Below are 19,516 nucleotides of genomic sequence, written 5' to 3'. Positions count from 1 at the left end.
TGCTCATGAACGCATCGTGAGCGATGCTGGACAGGCGGTGCAACAGAGTTTCCCGGGTCCCGAAAGACCGGTTTTGCACCCTTGTGCGATTCCATGCGAGCGTCTTGGGTGGGACGAGAGATGCCGGTCCGGCCGCACCGAGGCCGGACCAGTGGCATGGTGGAATCTCAGGAGGATCCCGACATGTCCGATTCGTCGAACACCTCGGTGGGCGACTGTACGGAGCCCCGTACAGCCCTCACCGAAGCCGAGGTGGAGGCCCTCGTCAGGGGCATCTGCTTCAAGACAGGCCCGCCCCGCACGGTCGGGGTGGAGCTCGAATGGCTCGTCCACGAGCTGCGCGGACCGCAGCTCACCGTGACACCGCAACGGCTCGCGGCGGCCTACGCCGCACTGGAGACCGTGCCCCTCGGGTCGGCGCTCACCGTCGAACCCGGCGGCCAGCTGGAGCTCAGCTCGCCGCCCGCCGCCTCCCTGATGGAGTGCATCGGCACCGTCTCCGCCGACCTGGACGCCGTCCGCACGGTCCTGCGGGACCTCGGCCTCGTCCTCACCGGCCTCGGCACGGACCCCTGGCACACCCCCCGCCGGTTCCTGCACGAGCCCCGCTACGACGCCATGGAGGCGTATCTCGACCGCACCGGCCCGGCCGGCCGGGCCATGATGTGCACCTCGGCCTCCGTGCAGGTCTGCCTGGACGCCGGCCACGAGGAGCCCGGCCCGCTGGGGCACGGGCGGCGCTGGTGGCTGGCGCACACCCTGGGCGCGGTCCTGGTGGCCGCGTTCGCCAACTCCCCCGTCCTGCAGAGCGCCCCCACCGGCTGGCTCTCCACCCGGCAGCTGCTGTGGACGGAGATCGGCGCCGACCGCGCGGGCGCGCCCGCACTGGACGCCGAGCCGCGCACGGCCTGGGCCCGGCACGTGCTGGACGCGCCGGTGATGTGCGTACGGCGCGACAACGGTCCGTGGGACGTGCCCGAGCGGCTGACGTTCCGGGAGTGGACCCGGACGGGAGAGCCGACCCGGGAGGACCTCGACTACCACATCAGCACGCTGTTCCCGCCGGTCAGACCGCGCGGCCACCTGGAGCTGCGCATGATCGACGCGCAGCCCGGCGAGGACGGCTGGATCGTGCCGCTGGCGGTGACGACGGCGCTGTTCGACGACCCGGAGGCCGCCGAGGCCGCCTACCGCGCCGTGAAGCCCCTGGCCGAGCGGGCTGTGCCGCTGCCCGCCCCGCACAATCCGCTGTGGACCGACGCGGCCCGATACGGGCTCGCCGACCCCGAGCTGTACGAGGTCGCCGTCGTCTGCTTCACGGCGGCCGTGGAGGCCCTGCCCCGCCTCGGCGCCACGGACGGGGTCGTGGACGCCGTCACGGCGTATCTGGAGCGCTATGTGCGCGCCGGACGCACCCCCGCCGACGACCAGCTCGACCGCCTGCGCGAGACGAACGCCCGCGCGTACGGGAAGGACCGCCGCCCATGACCGAGCCCGCCCTCGACTCCCTGGACTCTCCGGACGCCGAGACGCTCCGCTCCCGGGCGCTGACCACCCTGACGACCGCCCGTGAACGCACCACGCTCCTCACCACCTGCGTCGACGAGCCCGACCTCACCGCCCAGCACTCCCCGCTGATGTCGCCGCTGGTCTGGGACCTCGCGCACATCGGCAACCAGGAGGAGCTGTGGCTGCTGCGCGCGGTGGCCGGCCGCGACCCGATGCGCCCCGAGATCGACGGTCTGTACGACGCCTTCGAGCACCCGCGCGCCGAGCGGCCGAAACTGCCGCTGCTGCCGCCCGCCGAGGCCCGCACGTACGCGGCGGAGGTGCGCGGCCGGGTGACGGACGTGCTGGAGTCGGCCGACTTCCACGGCACTCGGCTGACGGAGGCCGCCTTCGCCTTCGGGATGATCGCCCAGCACGAACAGCAGCACGACGAGACGATGCTGATCACCCATCAGCTCCGCAAGGGGCCACCGGCCCTGACCGCCCCCGACCCGGAGCCGGCCCCGCTGTTCACCGGCCCGGCCGAAGTCCTGGTCCCCGGCGGCCCGTTCACCATGGGCGCCTCCGCCGAGCCCTGGGCGCTGGACAACGAACGCCCCGCGCACCGGCGCGAGGTGGAGCCGTTCTTCATCGACACGACCCCGGTGACCAACGGCGCCTACCAGGCGTTCATCGAGGACGGCGGCTACGAAGAGCAGCGCTGGTGGACGAGGGACGGCTGGGCCCACATCCGCCGCAACTCGATCCACGCGCCGCTGTTCTGGCGCCGCGACGCCGGCTCGTGGCTGCGCCGCCGCTTCGGCGTCACCGAGGTCGTGCCGCGCGACGAGCCGGTGCTGCACGTGTGCTGGTACGAGGCCGACGCCTACGCCCGCTGGGCCGGACGCCGGCTGCCCACCGAGACCGAGTGGGAGAAGGCGGCCCGCTTCGACCCGGCGACCGGCGGCTCGACCCGCTATCCGTGGGGCGACTCCGACCCCGCCCCCGAGCACGCCAACCTGGGCCAGCGCCATCTGCGCCCGGCCCCCGCGGGAAGCTACCCGTCCGGTGAATCCCCGCTAGGGGTACGGCAGTTGATCGGCGACGTCTGGGAGTGGACGGCGAGCGACTTCCTGCCCTACCCCGGGTTCCAGGCGTTCCCGTACAAGGAGTACTCGGAGGTGTTCTTCGGGCCCGAGTACAAGGTGCTGCGCGGCGGTTCGTTCGCGGTGGACCAGGTGGCCTGCCGGGGCACGTTCCGCAACTGGGACCATCCGATCCGGCGGCAGATCTTCTCCGGGTTCCGCACGGCCCGTTCGGGAGCCGCCTGATGTGCCGTCACCTCGCCTTCCTGGGGCCCGAGGAGCCGCTCGGGCGGCTTCTCGTGGAGCCCGAGCACAGCCTGTACCGCCAGTCGTGGGCGCCTCGGCGACAGCGGTACGGGACGGTCAACGCCGATGGTTTCGGCGTGGGTTGGTATGCCGAGGGCGACCCGGCGCCGGCCCGGTACCGGCGCGCCGGGCCCATCTGGGCGGACCTGTCCTTCGCCGATCTGGCGCGGGTCGTGCGCACGGGCGCGCTGCTGGCCGCCGTACGGGACGCGACGCTGGCCGGGGCCGACGGGGAGGCCGCGGCGGCGCCGTTCGCCGCGGGGACCTGGCTGTTCAGCCACAACGGCGCGGTCGCGGACTGGCCGCGCTCCCTGGAACCCCTCGCGCGGTCCCTGCCGGCCGCCGAGCTGCTGTCGATGGAGGCCCGCAACGACTCTGCGTTCGTGTGGGCGCTGGTCCTCGCCCGGCTGCGCGCCGGGGACACGCAGGGCCAGGCGCTGACCGACACGGTGCTGGAGGTCGCCGAGGCGGCCCCCGGCTCCCGCCTCAACCTGCTCCTCGCCGACGGCACGACGATCACCGCCACCGCCTGGGGCGACACCCTCTGGTACCTGACGGAGCCCGGCCGCCGCACGGTCGTGGCGTCCGAACCCTACGACGACGATCCGCGCTGGCGGGAAGTGCCCGACCGCACCCTGCTCACGGCGAGCCGCACCGACGTCCTGCTCACCCCGCTCAAGGACCCGAGCGCGGACGCGGCGCCCGTACCACCCAAGGAGACCGGCACGTGAGTCCGTTCCAGATCACCCGCACCCTCCCCGAGGACGCCACGGAGGCCGCCCTGCGCGCGGACGTCCTGCGGGGCCTGACCGCCACCCCGAAGACCCTCCCGCCGAAGTGGTTCTACGACGCGCACGGCAGCGAACTCTTCGAGCGGATCACCGAGTTGCCCGAGTACTACCCGACGCGCGCCGAGCGCGAGATCCTCGTGGACCGCGCCGGGGAGATCGCCGCCGCGGCCGGCGCCCGCACGCTCGTCGAGCTCGGCTCGGGCTCGTCGGAGAAGACCCGCATCCTGATCGACGCGCTCACCGACCTCGACACCTATGTGCCCGTCGACGTCAGCGAGAGCGCCCTGACCCAGGCCGGACAGGCTCTGATCGCCGAGCGGCCCGGACTGAACGTGCACGCCCTCATCGCCGACTTCACCGCACGGCTCGTGCTCCCCGACACCCCGGGGCCACGGCTGGTCGCCTTCCTCGGCGGCACCATCGGCAATCTGCTGCCCGCCGAGCGCGCGGTGTTCCTGGCCTCGGTGCGCGCGCTGCTCTCACCGGGCGACGCACTGCTGCTCGGCACCGACCTGGTCAAGGACGAGCAGGTGCTGGTACGGGCGTACGACGACGCGGCGGGCGTGACGGCCCAGTTCGACAAGAACGTGCTGGCCGTCGTCAACCGTGAGCTGGGCGCCGACTTCGACCCCGGCTCCTTCGACCACGTCGCCCTCTGGGACCCGGAGAACGAGTGGATCGAGATGCGGCTGCGCTCCCGTGTCGCCCAGACGGTGAAGGTGCCCGCACTGGACCTCGCCGTCGACTTCGCGGCGGGCGAGGAGCTGCGCACGGAGGTGTCGGCGAAGTTCCGCCAGGAGGGAGTACGCGCCGAACTCGCGGGCGCGGGGCTGGAGTCGACGCACTGGTGGACCGACCGCGCGGGCCGCTTCGCGCTGTCGCTGAGCGTGGCCCGCTGAGGCCGCACCGCGTCTGAGAGCGACCGCCGGGCCACTCCACCAGGCTCCACCGGGCCCGCCCGGCGGCCCGCTCGACGACACGGCCCGCGGGGTGCCGTACACGCCGTACACGCCGTCCTCGCCGTACAGCGCGGCCGGGGTCCGCCGCGGGCCGGCCTGTCACCTGCCGGCCGCCGACGCGGCGGTGGGCGGCGGGCTCGTGGCGGGCACGACCGGATCGGCGGGCGGCGGCGTCCGGTCGGGGTTCGGGTTCTCGGGCGCTGCCGGGCCGGTCGGCGCCGCCTCGGCGGCGGGCGGAGCGGGCGCCTCGGCGTCCGCGCCCGCTCCGCCCTTGCTCCCGTCCCCGTCCAGGCAGTCCACGAAGCTCACGAACTCGGGCCGGCCGCCGCTCTCGGCGACGGCGAACTCGTTCTCCGGGTGGCTGCGCAGCAGACACATGTCGTAGCGGGCGACGGTCGGAACGGCGGTCCGGAGATCGGCCGGCCGGTACTCGTGGCGGCCCACCAACTGACAGGAGTCGTACCGGATCAGCGGCCCCCGCGGACCCACCGTGTAGCGGTGCGCACGGACGTCGGTGGAGAAGTCCTTGAAGGCGAGCCCGGTGTCGTCGCAGTCGCTGAAGTGGACCGTGCCGCTCTTCCATGTGCAGTCGATGATCCTGGCGTCCGGGTTGCGCACCTCGAACCGGATGTCCTGGGCGTGGAACCGCTGTACCGAGTCATGGTGCTGGGAGACGGGGAAACGGAAGAACGTGCTGGTGGTGCCGTACTCCTCGGTGCTCTGCGGACGGGTGCCGGTGATGATGTACGAGCCGCCCCGGCAGGTGATCGACCCGCCGTAGGGGAACTCGAGGAAGTTGCCCCACTGGTACTCGACCTTCATGTCGGTGAACCAGTAGTTGAGGAACTGGTCCTGGTCGTTGGGCTCCCTCTGCTCGGACCGGGTGAGTCCGGAGTAGAGGAACGCCCTGCGGTAGCTGCCGCCGACCCGGCACGCCTCCCACCGCATCTCCGAGTTGGTGTCCGAGCCGGCCAGGGAGAGCCCGTACTCCCACTCCCCCATCCACTCGACTTCCGAGAACCGGTAGTCCTGGGCCTGCCCGGTGGAGTAGGAGCTGAAGAAGGACGCGCCCGGGGTCGCCGAGCGGAACTGCATCCGTTCGAAGGAGAGGTTGGACCAGATGTCCTCGTTGCGGCAGAGGTAGGAGCCCGGGCCGACGGGCGGACGGAAGACCAGGGTGGTCATGCGCTTGCCCGCACCCTGGAAGCGCAGTCCGTTGGCCGGCTGCATCGGAGCCACGCCGTTCAGCAGCGCGTGCGGGCGGGTGATGAGGTATTCGCCGGGCGGGATCTCGATCACCGTGCGCCCGACCCCGCCGGAGACCCGGGCGGCGGCGAGCGCGTAGGCGAACTCGAAGGCCGCGCTGTCGTCGGTCCGTCCGTCGCCCACCGCGCCGAGGTCGGCCACGTTGATCACCCGCGACAACAGGCGGTCGCCGACCCGGCCCCGCCCGGGACCGACGGGGCCGACGGGGCCGGCGAGCCCCCCGGGGCCGCGTCCCGGCCCCGCGGCGGCGGAAGCGCCGTGGGCCGTCAGCGCCGTCGCGGCCAGCACCGACACTCCGCCACGCAGAAGTTGCCGACGGCTGACACGAGACATCCGGCCTCCCTGTTCTGCCATAATTGCCTTCTTTCCAGCGATTTTTCCAAAAAAGGAGGAAAGTGACCGAGTTTGCCGAGGCGCTCAGGCATCTGTCGGCGGCCCAGAAGCCCGCGAAGGGGGCGTCGCTCTACACCCTGTTCGTCAACCGCCCGGCCGGCCGTGTCCTGGCCGCGCTGGCCTATCGGGTGGGGGCGACGCCGAATCAGCTGACCGTCCTCGGCGCCCTGTTCACCTTCCCGGCGCTGGCGGCCGTGGCCCTGCTGCCGCCCGGGCCGACGATGTCGGTCTGCATCGGCGCCGCCCTCACCATGGGGTTCGCCCTCGACGCGGCGGACGGTCAGCTGGCGCGGGGGCAGCGTTCGGGCAGCCCGTCAGGCGAGTGGCTCGACCATGTGCTGGACTGCGTCAAGATCGTCGCCCTCCACCTGGTGGTGCTGGTGTCGTTCTACCGTCACTTCTCCCTGCCCGGCCCGGCCTTCCTGCTGGTGCCGATGCTCTTCGAGCTGGTGGCCGTGGTGACCTTCTTCGCCGGGATCCTCACGGAGAAGCTCAGGTGGCGGACCGCCGCCGGGACTCCGGCCGGGTCGCCCCCGGCGCTGCGGTCCGTGCTGTTGCTGCCGGTCGACTACGGACTGACCTGCATCAGCTTCCTATTCCTGGGGAGCCAGGACGTGTTCCTCTCGGTCTACTGCGCGCTGCTGGCAGCCCATACGCTGTTCATGGCCGCCTTCCTGGTGAAGTGGTTCCGCGAGCTGAGCTGAGGGGAGCCCCGACGGCTCGTTCACGGAGAGCAGCTCCAGGGCGCCGCGCAGCAGCGTGCTGGAGGTGTGCATGGTGTACGGGAAGTAGACGACCTTGACGCCGACCTGGGCGAAGCGGCGTTCGAGCGTCTCCCACTTGGGCGTCCCGCGCCAGTCGTCGCCCTTGAAGACGACGTGGAAGCCGACCCGCTGCCAGGTCTTGAGCTTGTCGACCTCGGTCTCCACGACGGCCGCGTCGACGTAGCGCACGCTGCGGACGATGTCGAGGCGCTCGGCGAGCGGGACGACCGGCGACTTGCCCTTCAGCCGCTTGGCCAGGTCGTCGGCGGTCACTCCGGCGACGAGCTTGTCGCAGTGCCGGCGGGCCTCGCGCAGGATGTTGAGATGCCCGATGTGGAACAGGTCGTAGACCCCGGGTGCGAATCCGATGCGTGTCACTGCGGGTTACCCGCCTCTCCCTTGGTGACCTTCGGGCGTCCGGTCACGTCGTCGCCCGCTGCTCGCGCCGTGGCCTTCGGGGGCACGGTCACGGTGAGGGAGCGGGACTTGGGCGAGGTGTTCGTCCCGTCCGTCACCTCGATGCTGTAGGTGTGGCGCGTACCGGCGCCCACGGAGTCGGTGTAGGTCATGTCCGGCAGATCCCAGTAGGTGGATCGTTTCGTCTGCCGCGACACGACCTTCCCGTCCCGATAGACGCGGTACGTCAGTGCTGCGTCGTCCCGGTCCCAGGTGGCCCGCCAGCCGAGGGTGACCTTGCCGGGCTCGGTCGCGGACAGCTTGAGCGCGGGCACCTTCGGCGCCCCGGTGTCGACGCTGCCGAAACGGGTGATGCCCTGCTGCGGCCGCTCGTTGATCTCGGTGAACTCACCGCCCACCCACAGGATGTCCCGGGCCACCGCCAGGGCGCGGGGACCCACCTGCTCCCCCAGCCCGCCGTTGCTGTCGGGGAACCAGTGCAGGATGGTGCGGTCGTCGAGCGACTGGGCCAGCAGGTGCTGGCGGTCTCCCCGGTCGGGGAATCCGCCGGGCGTCTCGTTGCAGTCGTGTGCGTGCGAGGCGCTGTAGAGGACGCCCTTGTAGGGCACGACGGACTGGGTGGCGCCGCGGCAGGTGTCGTTCCACACCATGGTGCCGTTGGCGAGCAGGCCCGCGATGCGCCCGTCGTAGATGCCCGGACCGTGGCCCTCGGCGCCCACGTAGAAGCGGGACTTGTCGCGGGCGATCGTCTTGACCGACGACTGGGGCGGGAACCAGTCGGGGTAGGCGAGCACGGTGGCGCCGGTGGCGGGGTGCAGGGCGACGAGCGAACGGGCCGGCTGACCGTTGACGCTCTCGAAGTCGCCTCCGACGAAGATCCTGCCGCTCTGGGGCGCCGCCGACAGGGCGCGCACCGAGCGGTCGATCCGCGCGGTGAACGGCAGCAGGGCGCCGGTCGGGGCGACGGCGGCGACCCGTTGTCTGACCAGGCCGTTGACCCGGTCGAAGTCGCCTCCGAGGTACACCGCGTTGTCCGTGGTGTCGATGGCCCGGACGGTGGCGGACATGCCCGGCAGGAAGTTCTTGCGCACCGAGCAGTCGGCGGTGTTCAGGGCGAACACGCTGGACACGGTGGTGGATCCGACGTGGTTGAAGGAACCCCCGACGTACAGCACACGGCCGTCGGGCGAGGCTTTCATGGCCCGCACCGTGCGGCCGAAGCCGGTCACCGACGGGGCGCAGGGAAGCAGGTTGCCGGTCACGGCGTCGAACGCGGCGAGGTTGTGGCGCGCCACCTGCCGTTGGCCGGGCGCGGCGCCGGGCGGGCGGACCGAGTCGAAGGTGCCTCCGACGTAGACCACTCCGTTCGCCGAGGCCAGCGACCAGACGATGCCGTCCGTCTGCCAGGTGGCCAGCGGGTCGGCGCTGAGGGTCCCCGGTGTGCCGTCGGCGGCCGCGGCGAGGGAGGCGTCGAGAAGGGCGGTGGTGCTCACGAGGGCGATGACGGCAGCCCGTGTGAGCACCTTCTTACGGAGCTTTCTCAGGTGCAATGGAAACCCCGGGTAGCAGTGGTGTGAGTGGTACGCGGGGGGTGACGCCGACCGGGTCGGCGGTCCGGACGTATGACCGTGTCCGGGTTCATGCGGCGCGGCGGCGCAGCACTCCGACCAGCTCGTTCACTCCCAGCGACTTCCGATATCTCCACAAAGTAGTACCAAATACACACATTCCCAAAGCCATTCCCACGGCGAGTCCTGACGGAGTGTCACCTTCCAGTACGCGGGTGGCCGCCAGCACCACCGAGACGACCAGTCCGACGCCGAAGGCGTTCGTGTAGCCGTCGTCCACGGTCTTGAAGCCCAGGCGCAGCCGGATGAGCAGGGCCGCCGCGAGGTTCTCCACGACGATGGCCGCGCCCCAGGACACGGCGGCGCCGAACACGCCCCAGACCGGCACGGCGAGCACGCCGACGGTCAGCTGCACCGTGAACGCCACGGCGGTGACGGCCAGATGCCAGGAACTCTTGCCGGCCATCAGGAGCACGGTCTGGGCGTTGCCGACCGCCACGTTGACCATCGAGGCGGCGCACAGCACCACCAGGGCGGGCGCCCCGTGCACGAACTCCGGTCCGAAGACGGACAGCACGGTCCGCGGGAAGGCGGCGACGAGGGCGAACAGCGGCCAGGAGAAGAGCACGATCCAGCAGGTCGAAACGCGGTGCAGCTCATGCGCCTCGGGGACCTCGTCCAGGGCGAGCAGCCGGCTGATCTCCGGGGTGACGGCGAGCCGGACGGCGAGCTGGATGAGGGTGCCCGCGGTGACGACCCGGCCGATGGCGGTGTAGACGCCCGCCTCGTCGCCGGTGGCCAGCGCCGACAGCAGGATGACGCCGACCCAGACCGCGCTGATGTCGAAGACGGAGGAGATCGCGCGGGGTGCGGCGAAACCCCAGAACGTCCGCCAGGTCACGGACGCCTCGCCCGCGGGGCGCGCGGCGCGGTGATCCGCGCCGTGGCCCGCGCGGCACCGGCGCAGGGCGATCCAGGCGGCCGCGGGGCCGGCCAGCGCGGGCAGCAGCCAGGCGGAGGCCAGGCCGAGGAGCCCGGGGGCGTAGAAGACCACGGGGATCGCGATCAGCACGCGCAGCACCGGTTTGCCGATCTGCTCCACTCCGACGAACGGCACCACCGTGCCGTATCCCCGGGTGGCTCCGAGCAGGACCAGGCCCACGGTCGCGGCGGGCAGGAAGAGCCCGAAGAGCCGGATGAGGACGACGGCGTCCCCGGGCGGCAGATGGGGCAGGAGCGTGGTGGCCACCGTGGGGCACAGCAGCAGGGGCGCGGCGGCCGCGGTGCCGGCCACGGCCGCCGGCAGGACGGCCATGCGCAGCAGCGCGCCCACCGAGCGGCCGTCGTCCACGGCGAGGTCGCGCGGGACGAAGCGCAGCAGGCCGGTGTCCGCGCCGAGCTTGCAGGTGTTGCTGAGGATGGTGAACAGGGCGACGCCCGTGAAGATCGCTCCCGCCCCGCTCGCCCCGACGGCGCGGGTGACCAGGCCGACGAGGAGGAAGGCGAAGACCGCGTTGGCGGCGGAGCCCGCCATCCCCCACCACCCGCCCCGCGCGGCCGCGGCCACCCCGCGCGAGGCGGTGGCCGCGCCGCGGGGGCGAGCGGTCGTGTCGGGGGCGGTCATCGGCGCGAGGCCGTGAGCGCCCCGTCCTGGACGGGAAGCTCCATGGCCGACGTGTCGACGCGCGACGCGGGACCGTACTTCGGGCTGCGGCGCAGGACGCGCGGACGGCGACGGGGGCGCCCGGTGTCGAGCACGGCCCCGAGCAGACGGCCGCCGGAGCAGGCGATCAGCTCCTGGACCTCCCTGAGGTCGTCCCGCCGGGTGCTGTTGAGGCCGGCGACCACGACGATGCCGTCGACGCGCTGGGCGACCGCCAGGACGTCGGCGTGCGCGAGGAAGGGCCGGGTGACGACGACGGTGGAGGAGTCGGCGTCGAACAGCGCCCGGTCGACCTGCTCGGAGACGGCCGCTCCGCTGTGCGAGCCGAAGGCGCCGCTGGAGGAGAAGGCGAAGCGTCCGTTGACGTCGACGTCGACGAGGACGCTCCCGGCGGGCAGGAACGCCTCCTCCAGGGTGGGGGCCTCGTAGGGCATCAGCGGCAGCCGGGCGGCCAGGCCGGAGGTGTCGGGGGCGGCGTCCACCAGCAGGACGTCGCGTCCCCCCTCGGCCAGGGCGGCGGCCAGGTTGGCGGCGACCTCCTCGGCGGCGCCGGCGCGCCGGGGGGCCACCACGAGGACGCGTCCGGGGCCGGCGGCGCTGCCGACCTGGCGCAGCCGGAAGGCCAGCGCCCGGTAGGCCTCCGTGCGGGCGCCGTCGGTGCGGCCGACCTTCAGCAGACCGTCGCCCGAGCGGTCGTCGGGGGGCAGGACGCCGAGCACCGGGGCGTGCAGGGAGGCCTGCACCTCGCCGACCGAGCGGACCCTGTTGTCCAGGGCGGAGCGCACCCACGCCAGCACGAGGCCGAGGAGGAGCCCGCACAGCAGCCCGAGGACGAGCAGGGTCCGCAGGCCGGGTCCCACCGGAAGGGCGGGGGCCACGGACCGGCGCACGACGTCGCCGCCGTCGGTGTCCCGGGACTTGATGTCCAGGACGCGCTTCTGCAGGTTGTAGAGCTGGCTCTGCGACGCGGTCCGCGCGCCCGTGGAGTCCAGCTGGCCCCGGGCCAGGACCTGGTTGAGCACGGCGATCTGCTGGTCCAGCGCGCGGGTGGCGCGCTGCACCGTGGCGTCGTTGCGCATCTTGCGGTCGGCGAGATAGGCCTCGGCGAACGCGTTGGCGCCGCGGGCCGCCGCCTGGGGCTGACGGGCGCTGTACTCGAAGCGCAGGACCTGGGACTTCATCGGGTTGGTGACCCGCAGCCGGGCTCCGAGCGAACCGGCCTGGGTGTCGGGGCGGCCCAGGATGCGCGCCGCGCGCAGGGCGACGGCCGCGCTGGTGGCGATCTGCTGCTCCGTGGTCATGCTGACCTGGTTGTCGGCGGCGACGCCGACCGTGCCGAACGGGTCGGTGGTGGAGCGGACCAGGACCTCGCTGGTGGAGCTGTAGGTGTGGGCGCGCTGCGCGGACACGGCGAGCCCGCCGAGTGCTCCCAGGAGGATTCCCAGCGCGATCAGGACGCGGTGGCGCAGGATGCGCCGCAGTTGGTCGCGTAGTTGGTCCGGCTCGTCGTACCGGTCGTCGAATGGGATGGGGCCGGTCACGGGTGCCCTCCTGTTCCGGGGATCGATGCGTGACGGGTGGGTGCGGTCGGCATCGCCGTTGCGGGCATGCGGGATGCCCGGGCGGTGGGGGTGCTGATGAGCAGCGGGACGGTCACCAGGAGCGCGAGCGGGCCCACGATGCCGAGCAGGCTGCCGCGCAGGAAGACCATCTGGTAGAAGGCGAAGGCCGGGACCAGCAGCGCCGCGAGGGTGCCCGGCCGGCCGCGCAGCCGGTGGCGTACGTCGTCCACCCGCCGTCCGGCCGCGCCGAACAGACCGAACACGACGACCACGGCGAAGGGGCCGGCCCACAGGTAGCTCTCGATCCACAGGGGCGCCGAGAGGTTGTGGAACTCGTAACCCGCGTACCGGGCCAGAGTGATGCCGGTGTCCTCGGGCTTCTCCGGCCACATCGAGCGCGGGACCATGAACAGCGGGGGGCCGAGCACTCCCTCGGGGGAGAACCCGTTGTCCCGCGCGTAGTCGAGGCCGGTCTGCACCTGCTGGAAGGCGTCGTAGTCGCCGTTGGCGGTGAACTGCTCGGCGAGGGAGACGACGGCGACGCCTTCCCGGTCGCTGTAGCGGAAGTAGTCGCTGTAGGGGAAGACGAGCAGCAGCGTCGCAAGGACGCCGGCCGCGGCGAGGCGGAAGACGCGGGGCCGGCACAGCCGGTCCACGGTGAACAGCAGGGTCAGCAGGACCATGCCGGCCCAGAACCGCGGCTTGCTGATGGGGTTGTTGACGACCACGTTCAGGGCGATGAGCACCGGCAGCAGCAGCCAGCGCGCACCGCGCAGCCACCGGTCGCCGCCCGGCAGCCGCGGCACGCGCAGCAGGCCGAGCAGCGCCCAGAACGCGGGCACCGACAGCGACCAGCTGCGCAGGGACTGCACGAAGGCGTCCTGCCCCTGGTTCAGGGCGCCGGCCTCGCTGATGGCCTGACGGCTGGTGAAGTACGCGCCCAGGCGGCCGGGTTGGCCGGAGATGACCAGCACCGAGAGGCCGACGGAGAGCACGCAGAGCGCCAGCAGGCGCCAGGGCGCGATCCGGCGGGAGAGCAGTCGTTCCAGGAACCCGGGCGGGGCGAGGCCGACGCGGGCGGCGCGGGTCTGCTCCCGGCGGGCGGCGAAGGCCGTTCCGACGCTGTAGGCGAGCAGCCCGAGTTCGATGACGGCCACCGCTTCGAGAGCGGTCCCCTCTCCGGGCCGGTAGGGCCACGGGTAGGCGTCCGCGGCGAGCATGGCGACGGGCGCGAGCCCGAGCCAGATATAGGCGAAGACCCAGAAGCCGAGGGCGACGAAGCGCACCGTGGGCGCGGTGAGCACCCGGGCGAGCGCACCGCCCGTGTGCGCCACGACGACGGTCTGCAGAGCGAGTGCGGCCGACAGCTGCACGCCGTGCGACTGGAGGATCAGCCCCGGCAGCAGGACGGTCAGCACCACGGCCCAGACGAAGACCGCAGCCGCGCTGCGGACGCGAGCGTCCTGCATCCCGACCTCTCTGCCGAGCGAGTATTTAGGCTGAAACATCACTGAAAGATATATAGCGCTCATATCTCTCGAATCGTCCCAGGCGCGCACGAATCATCGGGTGACATGCAAGATCGGGGCGGCGTGCCATTTACCCCAAATCATGACAAATGTGTATTGCTTATGGGCATCGGTCGCACTGACCGCACATCAGATCTCCGGATTCCCAGAGGAGTTGCCATGAGCAAGCAGGTCGACGTCGTCGTCGCCGGAGGCGGGGGATTCATCGGTGGTCATCTCGTGGGCGACCTTCTGGCCCAGGGGCTGACCGTCCGCTCGATCGACGTCAAGCCCCGCCACGAGTGGTACCAGGTCCACCAGGACGCCGAGAACACCGTCGCCGACCTGTCGCTCCTGGAGCACGCCCGCGCCGGCGTCCAGGGCGCCCGGCAGGTGTACATGCTCGCCGCCGACATGGGGGGCATGGGCTTCATCGAGAACAACAAGGCCGCCTGCATGATGTCGGTGCTCACCAGCACCCACATGCTGCAGGCGGCGCACGAGGCCGGTGTGGAGCGCTACTTCTACTCCTCCTCCGCCTGCGTGTACGCCGCCGGCAAGCAGACCGACCCCGACCTCACCGCACTCAAGGAGGAGGACGCCTACCCGGCGCAGCCGGAGGACGGCTACGGCTGGGAGAAGCTCTTCTCCGAGCGCATGTGCCGCCACTACGCCGAGGACCACGGGTTCGTCACCCGCGTCGCCCGCTACCACAACGTGTACGGCCCGGACGGCACCTGGAACGGCGGCCGGGAGAAGGCGCCGGCGGCGGTCTGCCGCAAGGTCGCCCAGGCGGTCCTCTCCGGTGACCACCACATCGAGATCTGGGGCGACGGTCTGCAGAGCCGGTCCTTCATGTACATCGACGACTGTCTGCACGGCAGCCAGATGATCATGCGCGGGGACAGCGGCGTACCGGTCAACCTGGGCTCCTCGGAGCTGGTGACGATCAATCAGCTCGTCGACCTCGTCGAGGAGATCGCCGGCGTCCGCTGCGAGCGCAGACACCGCCTCGACGCCCCGCAGGGGGTGCGCGGCCGCAACTCCGACAACACGCTGATCCGCGAGATCCACGGCTGGGAGCCCTCGGTGACCCTCGCCGACGGTCTGGAGAAGACCTACGCCTGGGTGTACGACCAGGTCAAGCGCTCCCAGCAGTGACGTCCGAGCGAACAGGACAGGGAGAGCCGATGAGGATCCTGGTCCACGACTACAGCGGCCACCCGTTCCAGGCCCAGTTGAGCCGGGAACTGGCCCGCCGCGGTCACGATGTCGTCCACTCGACGTGCACGGCCTACGTCTCCGGCAAGGGCAACCTCGCCGGGGACGCCCCCGGCCTGCGGTTCGTCACCATCGGGGACGGCACGGCACTGAAGAAGGAGGCCTACTTCCACCGGCTTCGCCAGGAGACGCTGCTGGGCCTCGAACTGGCCCGGCAGGTACGGCGCGAGAAGCCCGACGTGGCGATGCTGTCCAACATGCCCATTCCCACCCTGGTCGTGGCGGCGGCCGCGCTGCGGCGGCTGCGCATCCCCTGGGTGCTGTGGCACCAGGACGTGACCGCCGTCGCGCTGAAGAGCTTCGCCGCCGCCGACGTCGCCAAGGCGATGGGCGTCGCCGCCAAGGTCTTCGGGGCGGGCGAGAAGTGGTCGGCGCGCCGGGCCTCGGCCATCGTGGTGATCGCCGAGTCCTTCGTGCGCATCCACCGGCAGTGGGGCACGGCAGGCAAGGTCACCGTCATCCCCAACTGGGCGCCGCTGGACGAGATCGTCCCGGTGGACCGGGCCAACGCCTGGTCGGCCGAGCAGGGCCTCGACGGCGTGCGCACGGTGCTGTACTCCGGCACGCTGGGCCTCAAGCATCACCCGGTGCTGCTGGTGCAGTTGGCGGAGCGACTGCGTGAGCGGGGCGCTCCGGTGCGGCTCGTCGTCGTCAACGACGGACCGGCCGTGCCCGTCCTGAGGGAGGCCGCGGCCGCCCGCGGCGTCGAGCTGACGCTGCTGCCCTTCCAGCCCTACGAGCGGCTGCCCGAGGTGCTGGGCGCGGGCGACCTCCTCGTCGTGCTGCTGGCCGCGGACGCGGGCGAGTTCTCGGTCCCGTCCAAGACGCTGTCGTATCTGTGCGCCGGGCGCCCCGTCCTCGGTCTGATGCCCGCCGACAACCTGGCCGCGCAGCTGCTGCGTCAGGCGGGGTCGGCGGTCTTCCCGCCGCAGGAGTCCTCGCTCGAGAAGGCCTCGGCCTGGGTCGAGGAGGTCCTGGCCGACCCGGCGCGCGCCGAGTCGCTGGGCAAGGAGAGCCGCGCCCTGGCCGAGCGGGAGTTCGCCCTGGAGGACTGCGCCTCCCGCTTCGAGGACATCCTCCGCTCGGTGAGCCGCTCCCCGGCCCACTGAACAGCGCTGCCGGTCGCCTCGGGCCCGCCGTCGAATGCGACGGCGGGCCCGAGGCGACCGGCAGCTGCCGTCTCGCCCGGGTCAGCCTTGTCCCGGGCGAACCCGGTAGACGTCGTCCTCCAGCTGGTCCACGACCGCCCGGATGGAGAAGACCTCGTCGATCGCACGGCGGCCGGCCTCGGCCAGACTGCGGCGCAGCGCCTCGTCGACGAGCAGTCGGCCCACCGCGTCCGCCAGCGCCTCCGGACTGCCGTCGGTGACCAACGCGGCCTGTCTGCGGGCCAGTTCCGCGGAGATGCCGCTGCTGTCCGTGCACACGACCGGCGTTCCCTCGGCCAGGGCCTCCAGGACCGTCATCGGGAACGGCTCGTGCACGCTCGGCAGCACGTACACGGCCGCCCTGCGGTAGGCCTCCAGCGCCGCCGAGTGCTCCAGCGCCCCGCCGTAGGAGACGACGTCGCTCAGCCCGCGGTCCGCGACGAGCCGGTGCACCTCCGACAGGGATCCCTCGTCCGCTCCGTAGAGCGTGAACCGCGCCTCGTCGCACTCCTTGTGCACCAGCGCGGCCATCTCGACGAACGCCTCGGGGCGCTTACGGGGGTGCAGCCGGGCCAGGAAGATCACCTCGTGCCCGCTGCGCGGCCGCGTCCCCGCGCCCTCCTCGGCGGTGCGCAGCCCGTTGGGCAGGGACACCAGCGGCGGCCCGTCCGGGCCCAGCACCTCGCCCAGCGCGCGCCGCTCCCGCTCGGTGAGCACCAGGCAGCGGCGCGCCCGGCGCAGCAACGGCACGAACAGCCGGTCGAAGGCGCGCGCGACGGCCCCGGTGCGGGGCTCGACCATGCCGTGCGTCTGGGTGACGAAGTCCACCCGCCGCAGCCGGGCCACGGCGAGCCCGGCAAGGGAGACGAGGTCGCGTCCCGCGTGCAGATGGACCACGTCGGCGCGCCCCATGGCCCGCCACAGGTCCCACAGCAGCAGGGGATGCATGAGTCCCAGACACCCCCGGCCCGGGACCAGCCGCCACGCCCGGCGGGAGACGAAGGGCACGGCGCCGATGCGTCGCGCCGCCCGTGCCCTGCCCCGCCACAGCGACACCAGCGTCACGTCGTGACCGCGTGCGGCGCACTCCTCGAGCTGGGCCAGAGCCACGCTCGTCGGCCCGCCGAAGGCCCCGTCGTCGCTGACCAGCGTGACCACATGGACGAGCCTCATGCCGTGGCTCCCTTCAAGGACGCGGAGGGTGCGAAGGACGCGGGTGGTGCGGCCGAGGCGCCGCCCGTCGTCAGGACCGAGCCCGGTGCGAGGTCCTGGTGGGCGACGGCGCCGGCGCCCACCACCGCGCCCCGGCCGACGGTGACGCCCCGCAGCACGGTCGCGCGGGCGGCGACCCAACTGCCCGGCGCCAGCCGGATGGGGCCGTTGTCGAACTCGAACGTGACGCTGCGGCGGCGATGGCTGCCGGTGCACAGCAGCGCGTTCTGGGAGACGCAGACGTCGTCGCCGACGGTGACCGGTTCGAGGTTGAGGATCCAGGCGTCCTCGCCGATCCAGACGTCGTCGCCGACGTCCAGCTTCCACGGCCAGTGGATCCGCACCCCGCGCCGGATCAGCACCCGCTGCCCGACGCGGGCGCCGAAGGCGCGCAACAGGGCCGGCCGCCAGCGGGCCGGGAACCACCACTTGACGAAGAGCAGATGGAGGGCGGCGAACCAGGCGGCCTGGACCCACACGGGCCGCCCCTTGTCGTATCCGGCGCCGGTGAAGCCGCGCAGCGACCGCTGTACGACTGCGGTCTGTGTCATGACGGTGTCCTTCCGGAAAGGATGGAGGATGCGGCCCCGGAGAGCGGGGCCGCACCCGTACTCAGTAGGCGCCGCGGCCGTCCAGCACCGCGCGGAGGGTGCGGGCCACGACGTTCATGTCCCCGGACAGCGACCAGTTGTCGACGTAGCGCAGGTCGAGCGCGACCGTCTCGCGCCAGGACAGGTCCGACCGTCCGCTCACCTGCCACAGCCCGGTCAGGCCCGGTTTGACGTGGAGCCGGCGCATCTCGACGTCGTTGTACTTGGCGACCTCCTCGGGCAGCGGGGGGCGCGGGCCGACCAAGGACATGTGGCCGAAGAGGATGTTGAACAACTGGGGCAGCTCGTCCAGCGAGTAGCGCCGCAGGAAGCGCCCCACGGGGGTGACCCGGGGGTCGCGGCGCATCTTGAACATGTGTCCGTCGTTCTCGTTCTCCGTCTCCAGCCTGCTCTTGAGCCGGTCCGCGTCGACCACCATCGTGCGGAACTTCCACATGGGGAACGGCTGCGCGTTCAGGCCGACCCGGGTCTGGCGGTAGAGGACCGGACCGGGCGAGCCGAGCCGGACGGCCAGCGCCGGCAGCAGCAACAACGGCGAGAGCGCGAGGATCAGCGCCAGGGCGCCCGTCCGGTCCACGACCGACTTCACCCGTGCGTGCCTGCCGCGGTGCATCGGAGGCGCGATGTCCAGCAGGGTGAGCCCGGCCGCCGAGGTCAGCCGCACCCGCCGTCGGGCGACGTCGGTGATGCCGGGCAGGACCATGAGCGAGCGGCCCCTGTCGTGCAGCGACCAGGACAGCCGACGCAGTCGCTCGCCGGACAGATGGCGGCCCGCCGCCACGAAGACGAGATCGGCGCCGAGTTCGTCGGCCGCCCGCAGGACGGCCGTGGCGTCCGCGTCGGGCGTCTCGGGCTCCTCGTAGGGCAGCCGCACGGACTCCGGCAGCCCGGAGCCCACCTCGCCCTCGCCCACCGGGCAGGATCCGACGATCACATACTCGTGGTCGGTGCGCTGGGCGAGCTGCGCGACCACGGCGTCGATCACCGGAGCCTCGCCGACGACCAGCACATGGCGCAGGGCGCGGGCGTCGCGGCGGGCGGCCAGGAGGTGACGGTGAATCACCTTCTGGCAGACGCCGGTGAGCACCAGCGCGGGGATCAGCGCCGTGAACGCCTCGGCGGGCACGCTGTTCAGCCCGCAGACCACACGGAGCGTCGCCAGGGCGCCGACCAGGACCAGCCAGTCCCGTATCACCGCCCTGAGACCGCCTCCGTCGCCCCAGGCCATCGGCGTGTACCGCCTGCTCACCACCCCGATCAGCGGCCACAGCAGGGCTGCGGTGGCCGCCAGACGCAGCGGGTGGGGCTCGTGGACCTCCACGATCGCCGCCGCGACCGGCAGGGCCGCGGCGAGGAGGTCCACACAGACCGAGAGGGGGCGATACCAGCGCGCCCCCTTGTCCTGACGGTGGATGGGGTGGCGCGCCATGGAAACAGGCGCCTGTCGGGACATCGCGATTCTGAACCGCCGCATGGTCTCCTTCAAACCCCCAA

General features: G+C 72.2%; 15 protein-coding genes and 1 pseudogene. 7 read left to right on the top strand and 9 right to left on the bottom strand.

The features are described 5' to 3' along the window. Positions 1-183: 183 nt before the first annotated feature. The 4 genes from egtA to egtD are packed head-to-tail and all read left to right on the top strand — an operon-like array spanning position 184 to position 4,569. On the top strand, positions 184-1,488 hold the full coding sequence (egtA, locus tag OG562_RS39125; protein ID WP_266406469.1) for an ergothioneine biosynthesis glutamate--cysteine ligase EgtA: 1,305 nt from the start codon (positions 184-186) through the stop codon (positions 1,486-1,488). Then, the gene (gene egtB, locus OG562_RS39120) at positions 1,485-2,819 is read left to right on the top strand and encodes an ergothioneine biosynthesis protein EgtB (protein WP_266406467.1); all 1,335 of its coding nucleotides are present in this window, start codon (positions 1,485-1,487) and stop codon (positions 2,817-2,819) included. The genes egtA and egtB overlap by 4 nt, the downstream gene beginning before the upstream one ends. Then, complete coding sequence (gene egtC / locus OG562_RS39115; RefSeq protein ID WP_266406464.1) at positions 2,819-3,610, top strand: ergothioneine biosynthesis protein EgtC; 792 nt, start codon at positions 2,819-2,821, stop codon at positions 3,608-3,610. Before egtB ends, egtC begins: the two co-directional genes overlap by 1 nt. Then, positions 3,607-4,569 (top strand): L-histidine N(alpha)-methyltransferase, encoded by a 963-nt coding sequence (egtD, locus tag OG562_RS39110; RefSeq protein WP_266406460.1) that lies wholly within the window; start codon positions 3,607-3,609, stop codon positions 4,567-4,569. Before egtC ends, egtD begins: the two co-directional genes overlap by 4 nt. A gap of 159 nt (positions 4,570-4,728) precedes the next feature. Here egtD and OG562_RS39105 read toward each other — a convergent pair whose 3' ends face one another. Then, positions 4,729-6,228 carry a glycosyl hydrolase family 28-related protein gene (locus tag OG562_RS39105; RefSeq protein ID WP_266406457.1) on the bottom strand — a complete coding sequence of 500 codons (1,500 nt, stop codon included), beginning with the start codon at positions 6,226-6,228 and terminating at the stop codon, positions 4,729-4,731. 62 nt (positions 6,229-6,290) lie between these two features. On the opposite strand from OG562_RS39105, the gene OG562_RS39100 reads away from it, so the two are divergent. After that, positions 6,291-6,992 (top strand): CDP-alcohol phosphatidyltransferase family protein, encoded by a 702-nt coding sequence (locus tag OG562_RS39100; protein ID WP_266406455.1) that lies wholly within the window; start codon positions 6,291-6,293, stop codon positions 6,990-6,992. Positions 6,993-7,004: 12 nt separating this feature from the next. Here the strand turns inward: OG562_RS39100 and OG562_RS39095 are convergent. The 5 genes and pseudogenes from OG562_RS39095 to OG562_RS39075 all read right to left on the bottom strand — a co-directional run. After that, positions 7,005-7,430, bottom strand: a pseudogene (locus OG562_RS39095) (adenylyltransferase/cytidyltransferase family protein); the annotation flags it as partial. Further along, complete coding sequence (locus OG562_RS39090; protein WP_266406452.1) at positions 7,427-8,962, bottom strand: fibronectin type III domain-containing protein; 1,536 nt, start codon at positions 8,960-8,962, stop codon at positions 7,427-7,429. The gene OG562_RS39090 and the pseudogene OG562_RS39095, both read right to left, overlap by 4 nt. 145 nt (positions 8,963-9,107) lie before the next feature. After that, positions 9,108-10,661 carry a lipopolysaccharide biosynthesis protein gene (locus OG562_RS39085; protein ID WP_266406448.1) on the bottom strand — a complete coding sequence of 518 codons (1,554 nt, stop codon included), beginning with the start codon at positions 10,659-10,661 and terminating at the stop codon, positions 9,108-9,110. Beyond that, complete coding sequence (locus OG562_RS39080; RefSeq protein WP_266406444.1) at positions 10,658-12,241, bottom strand: hypothetical protein; 1,584 nt, start codon at positions 12,239-12,241, stop codon at positions 10,658-10,660. The genes OG562_RS39085 and OG562_RS39080 overlap by 4 nt, the downstream gene beginning before the upstream one ends. Beyond that, positions 12,238-13,731 carry a hypothetical protein gene (locus tag OG562_RS39075; protein WP_266406441.1) on the bottom strand — a complete coding sequence of 498 codons (1,494 nt, stop codon included), beginning with the start codon at positions 13,729-13,731 and terminating at the stop codon, positions 12,238-12,240. The genes OG562_RS39080 and OG562_RS39075 overlap by 4 nt, the downstream gene beginning before the upstream one ends. A gap of 219 nt (positions 13,732-13,950) precedes the next feature. On the opposite strand from OG562_RS39075, the gene OG562_RS39070 reads away from it, so the two are divergent. Continuing rightward, positions 13,951-14,931 (top strand): NAD-dependent epimerase/dehydratase family protein, encoded by a 981-nt coding sequence (locus OG562_RS39070; RefSeq protein WP_266406437.1) that lies wholly within the window; start codon positions 13,951-13,953, stop codon positions 14,929-14,931. Positions 14,932-14,960: 29 nt separating this feature from the next. Then, positions 14,961-16,160, top strand: coding sequence for a glycosyltransferase family 4 protein (locus OG562_RS39065; protein ID WP_266406435.1), 1,200 nt, complete (start codon positions 14,961-14,963; stop codon positions 16,158-16,160). A gap of 81 nt (positions 16,161-16,241) precedes the next feature. Here the strand turns inward: OG562_RS39065 and OG562_RS39060 are convergent, their stop codons facing one another. The 3 genes from OG562_RS39060 to OG562_RS39050 form a co-directional block, all read right to left on the bottom strand. Beyond that, complete coding sequence (locus OG562_RS39060; RefSeq protein ID WP_266406433.1) at positions 16,242-17,372, bottom strand: glycosyltransferase; 1,131 nt, start codon at positions 17,370-17,372, stop codon at positions 16,242-16,244. After that, positions 17,369-17,962, bottom strand: a complete 594-nt coding sequence (locus OG562_RS39055; protein ID WP_266406430.1) for a DapH/DapD/GlmU-related protein — start codon at positions 17,960-17,962, stop codon at positions 17,369-17,371. Before OG562_RS39055 ends, OG562_RS39060 begins: the two co-directional genes overlap by 4 nt. Before the next feature lie 61 nt (positions 17,963-18,023). Further along, positions 18,024-19,496 (bottom strand): sugar transferase, encoded by a 1,473-nt coding sequence (locus tag OG562_RS39050; RefSeq protein ID WP_323187607.1) that lies wholly within the window; start codon positions 19,494-19,496, stop codon positions 18,024-18,026. Positions 19,497-19,516: the final 20 nt, after the last annotated feature.

The sequence above is a fragment of the Streptomyces sp. NBC_01275 genome (assembly GCF_026340655.1).
Taxonomy (GTDB): domain Bacteria; phylum Actinomycetota; class Actinomycetes; order Streptomycetales; family Streptomycetaceae; genus Streptomyces.
This window is presented reverse-complemented; position numbering and strand designations above follow the sequence as displayed.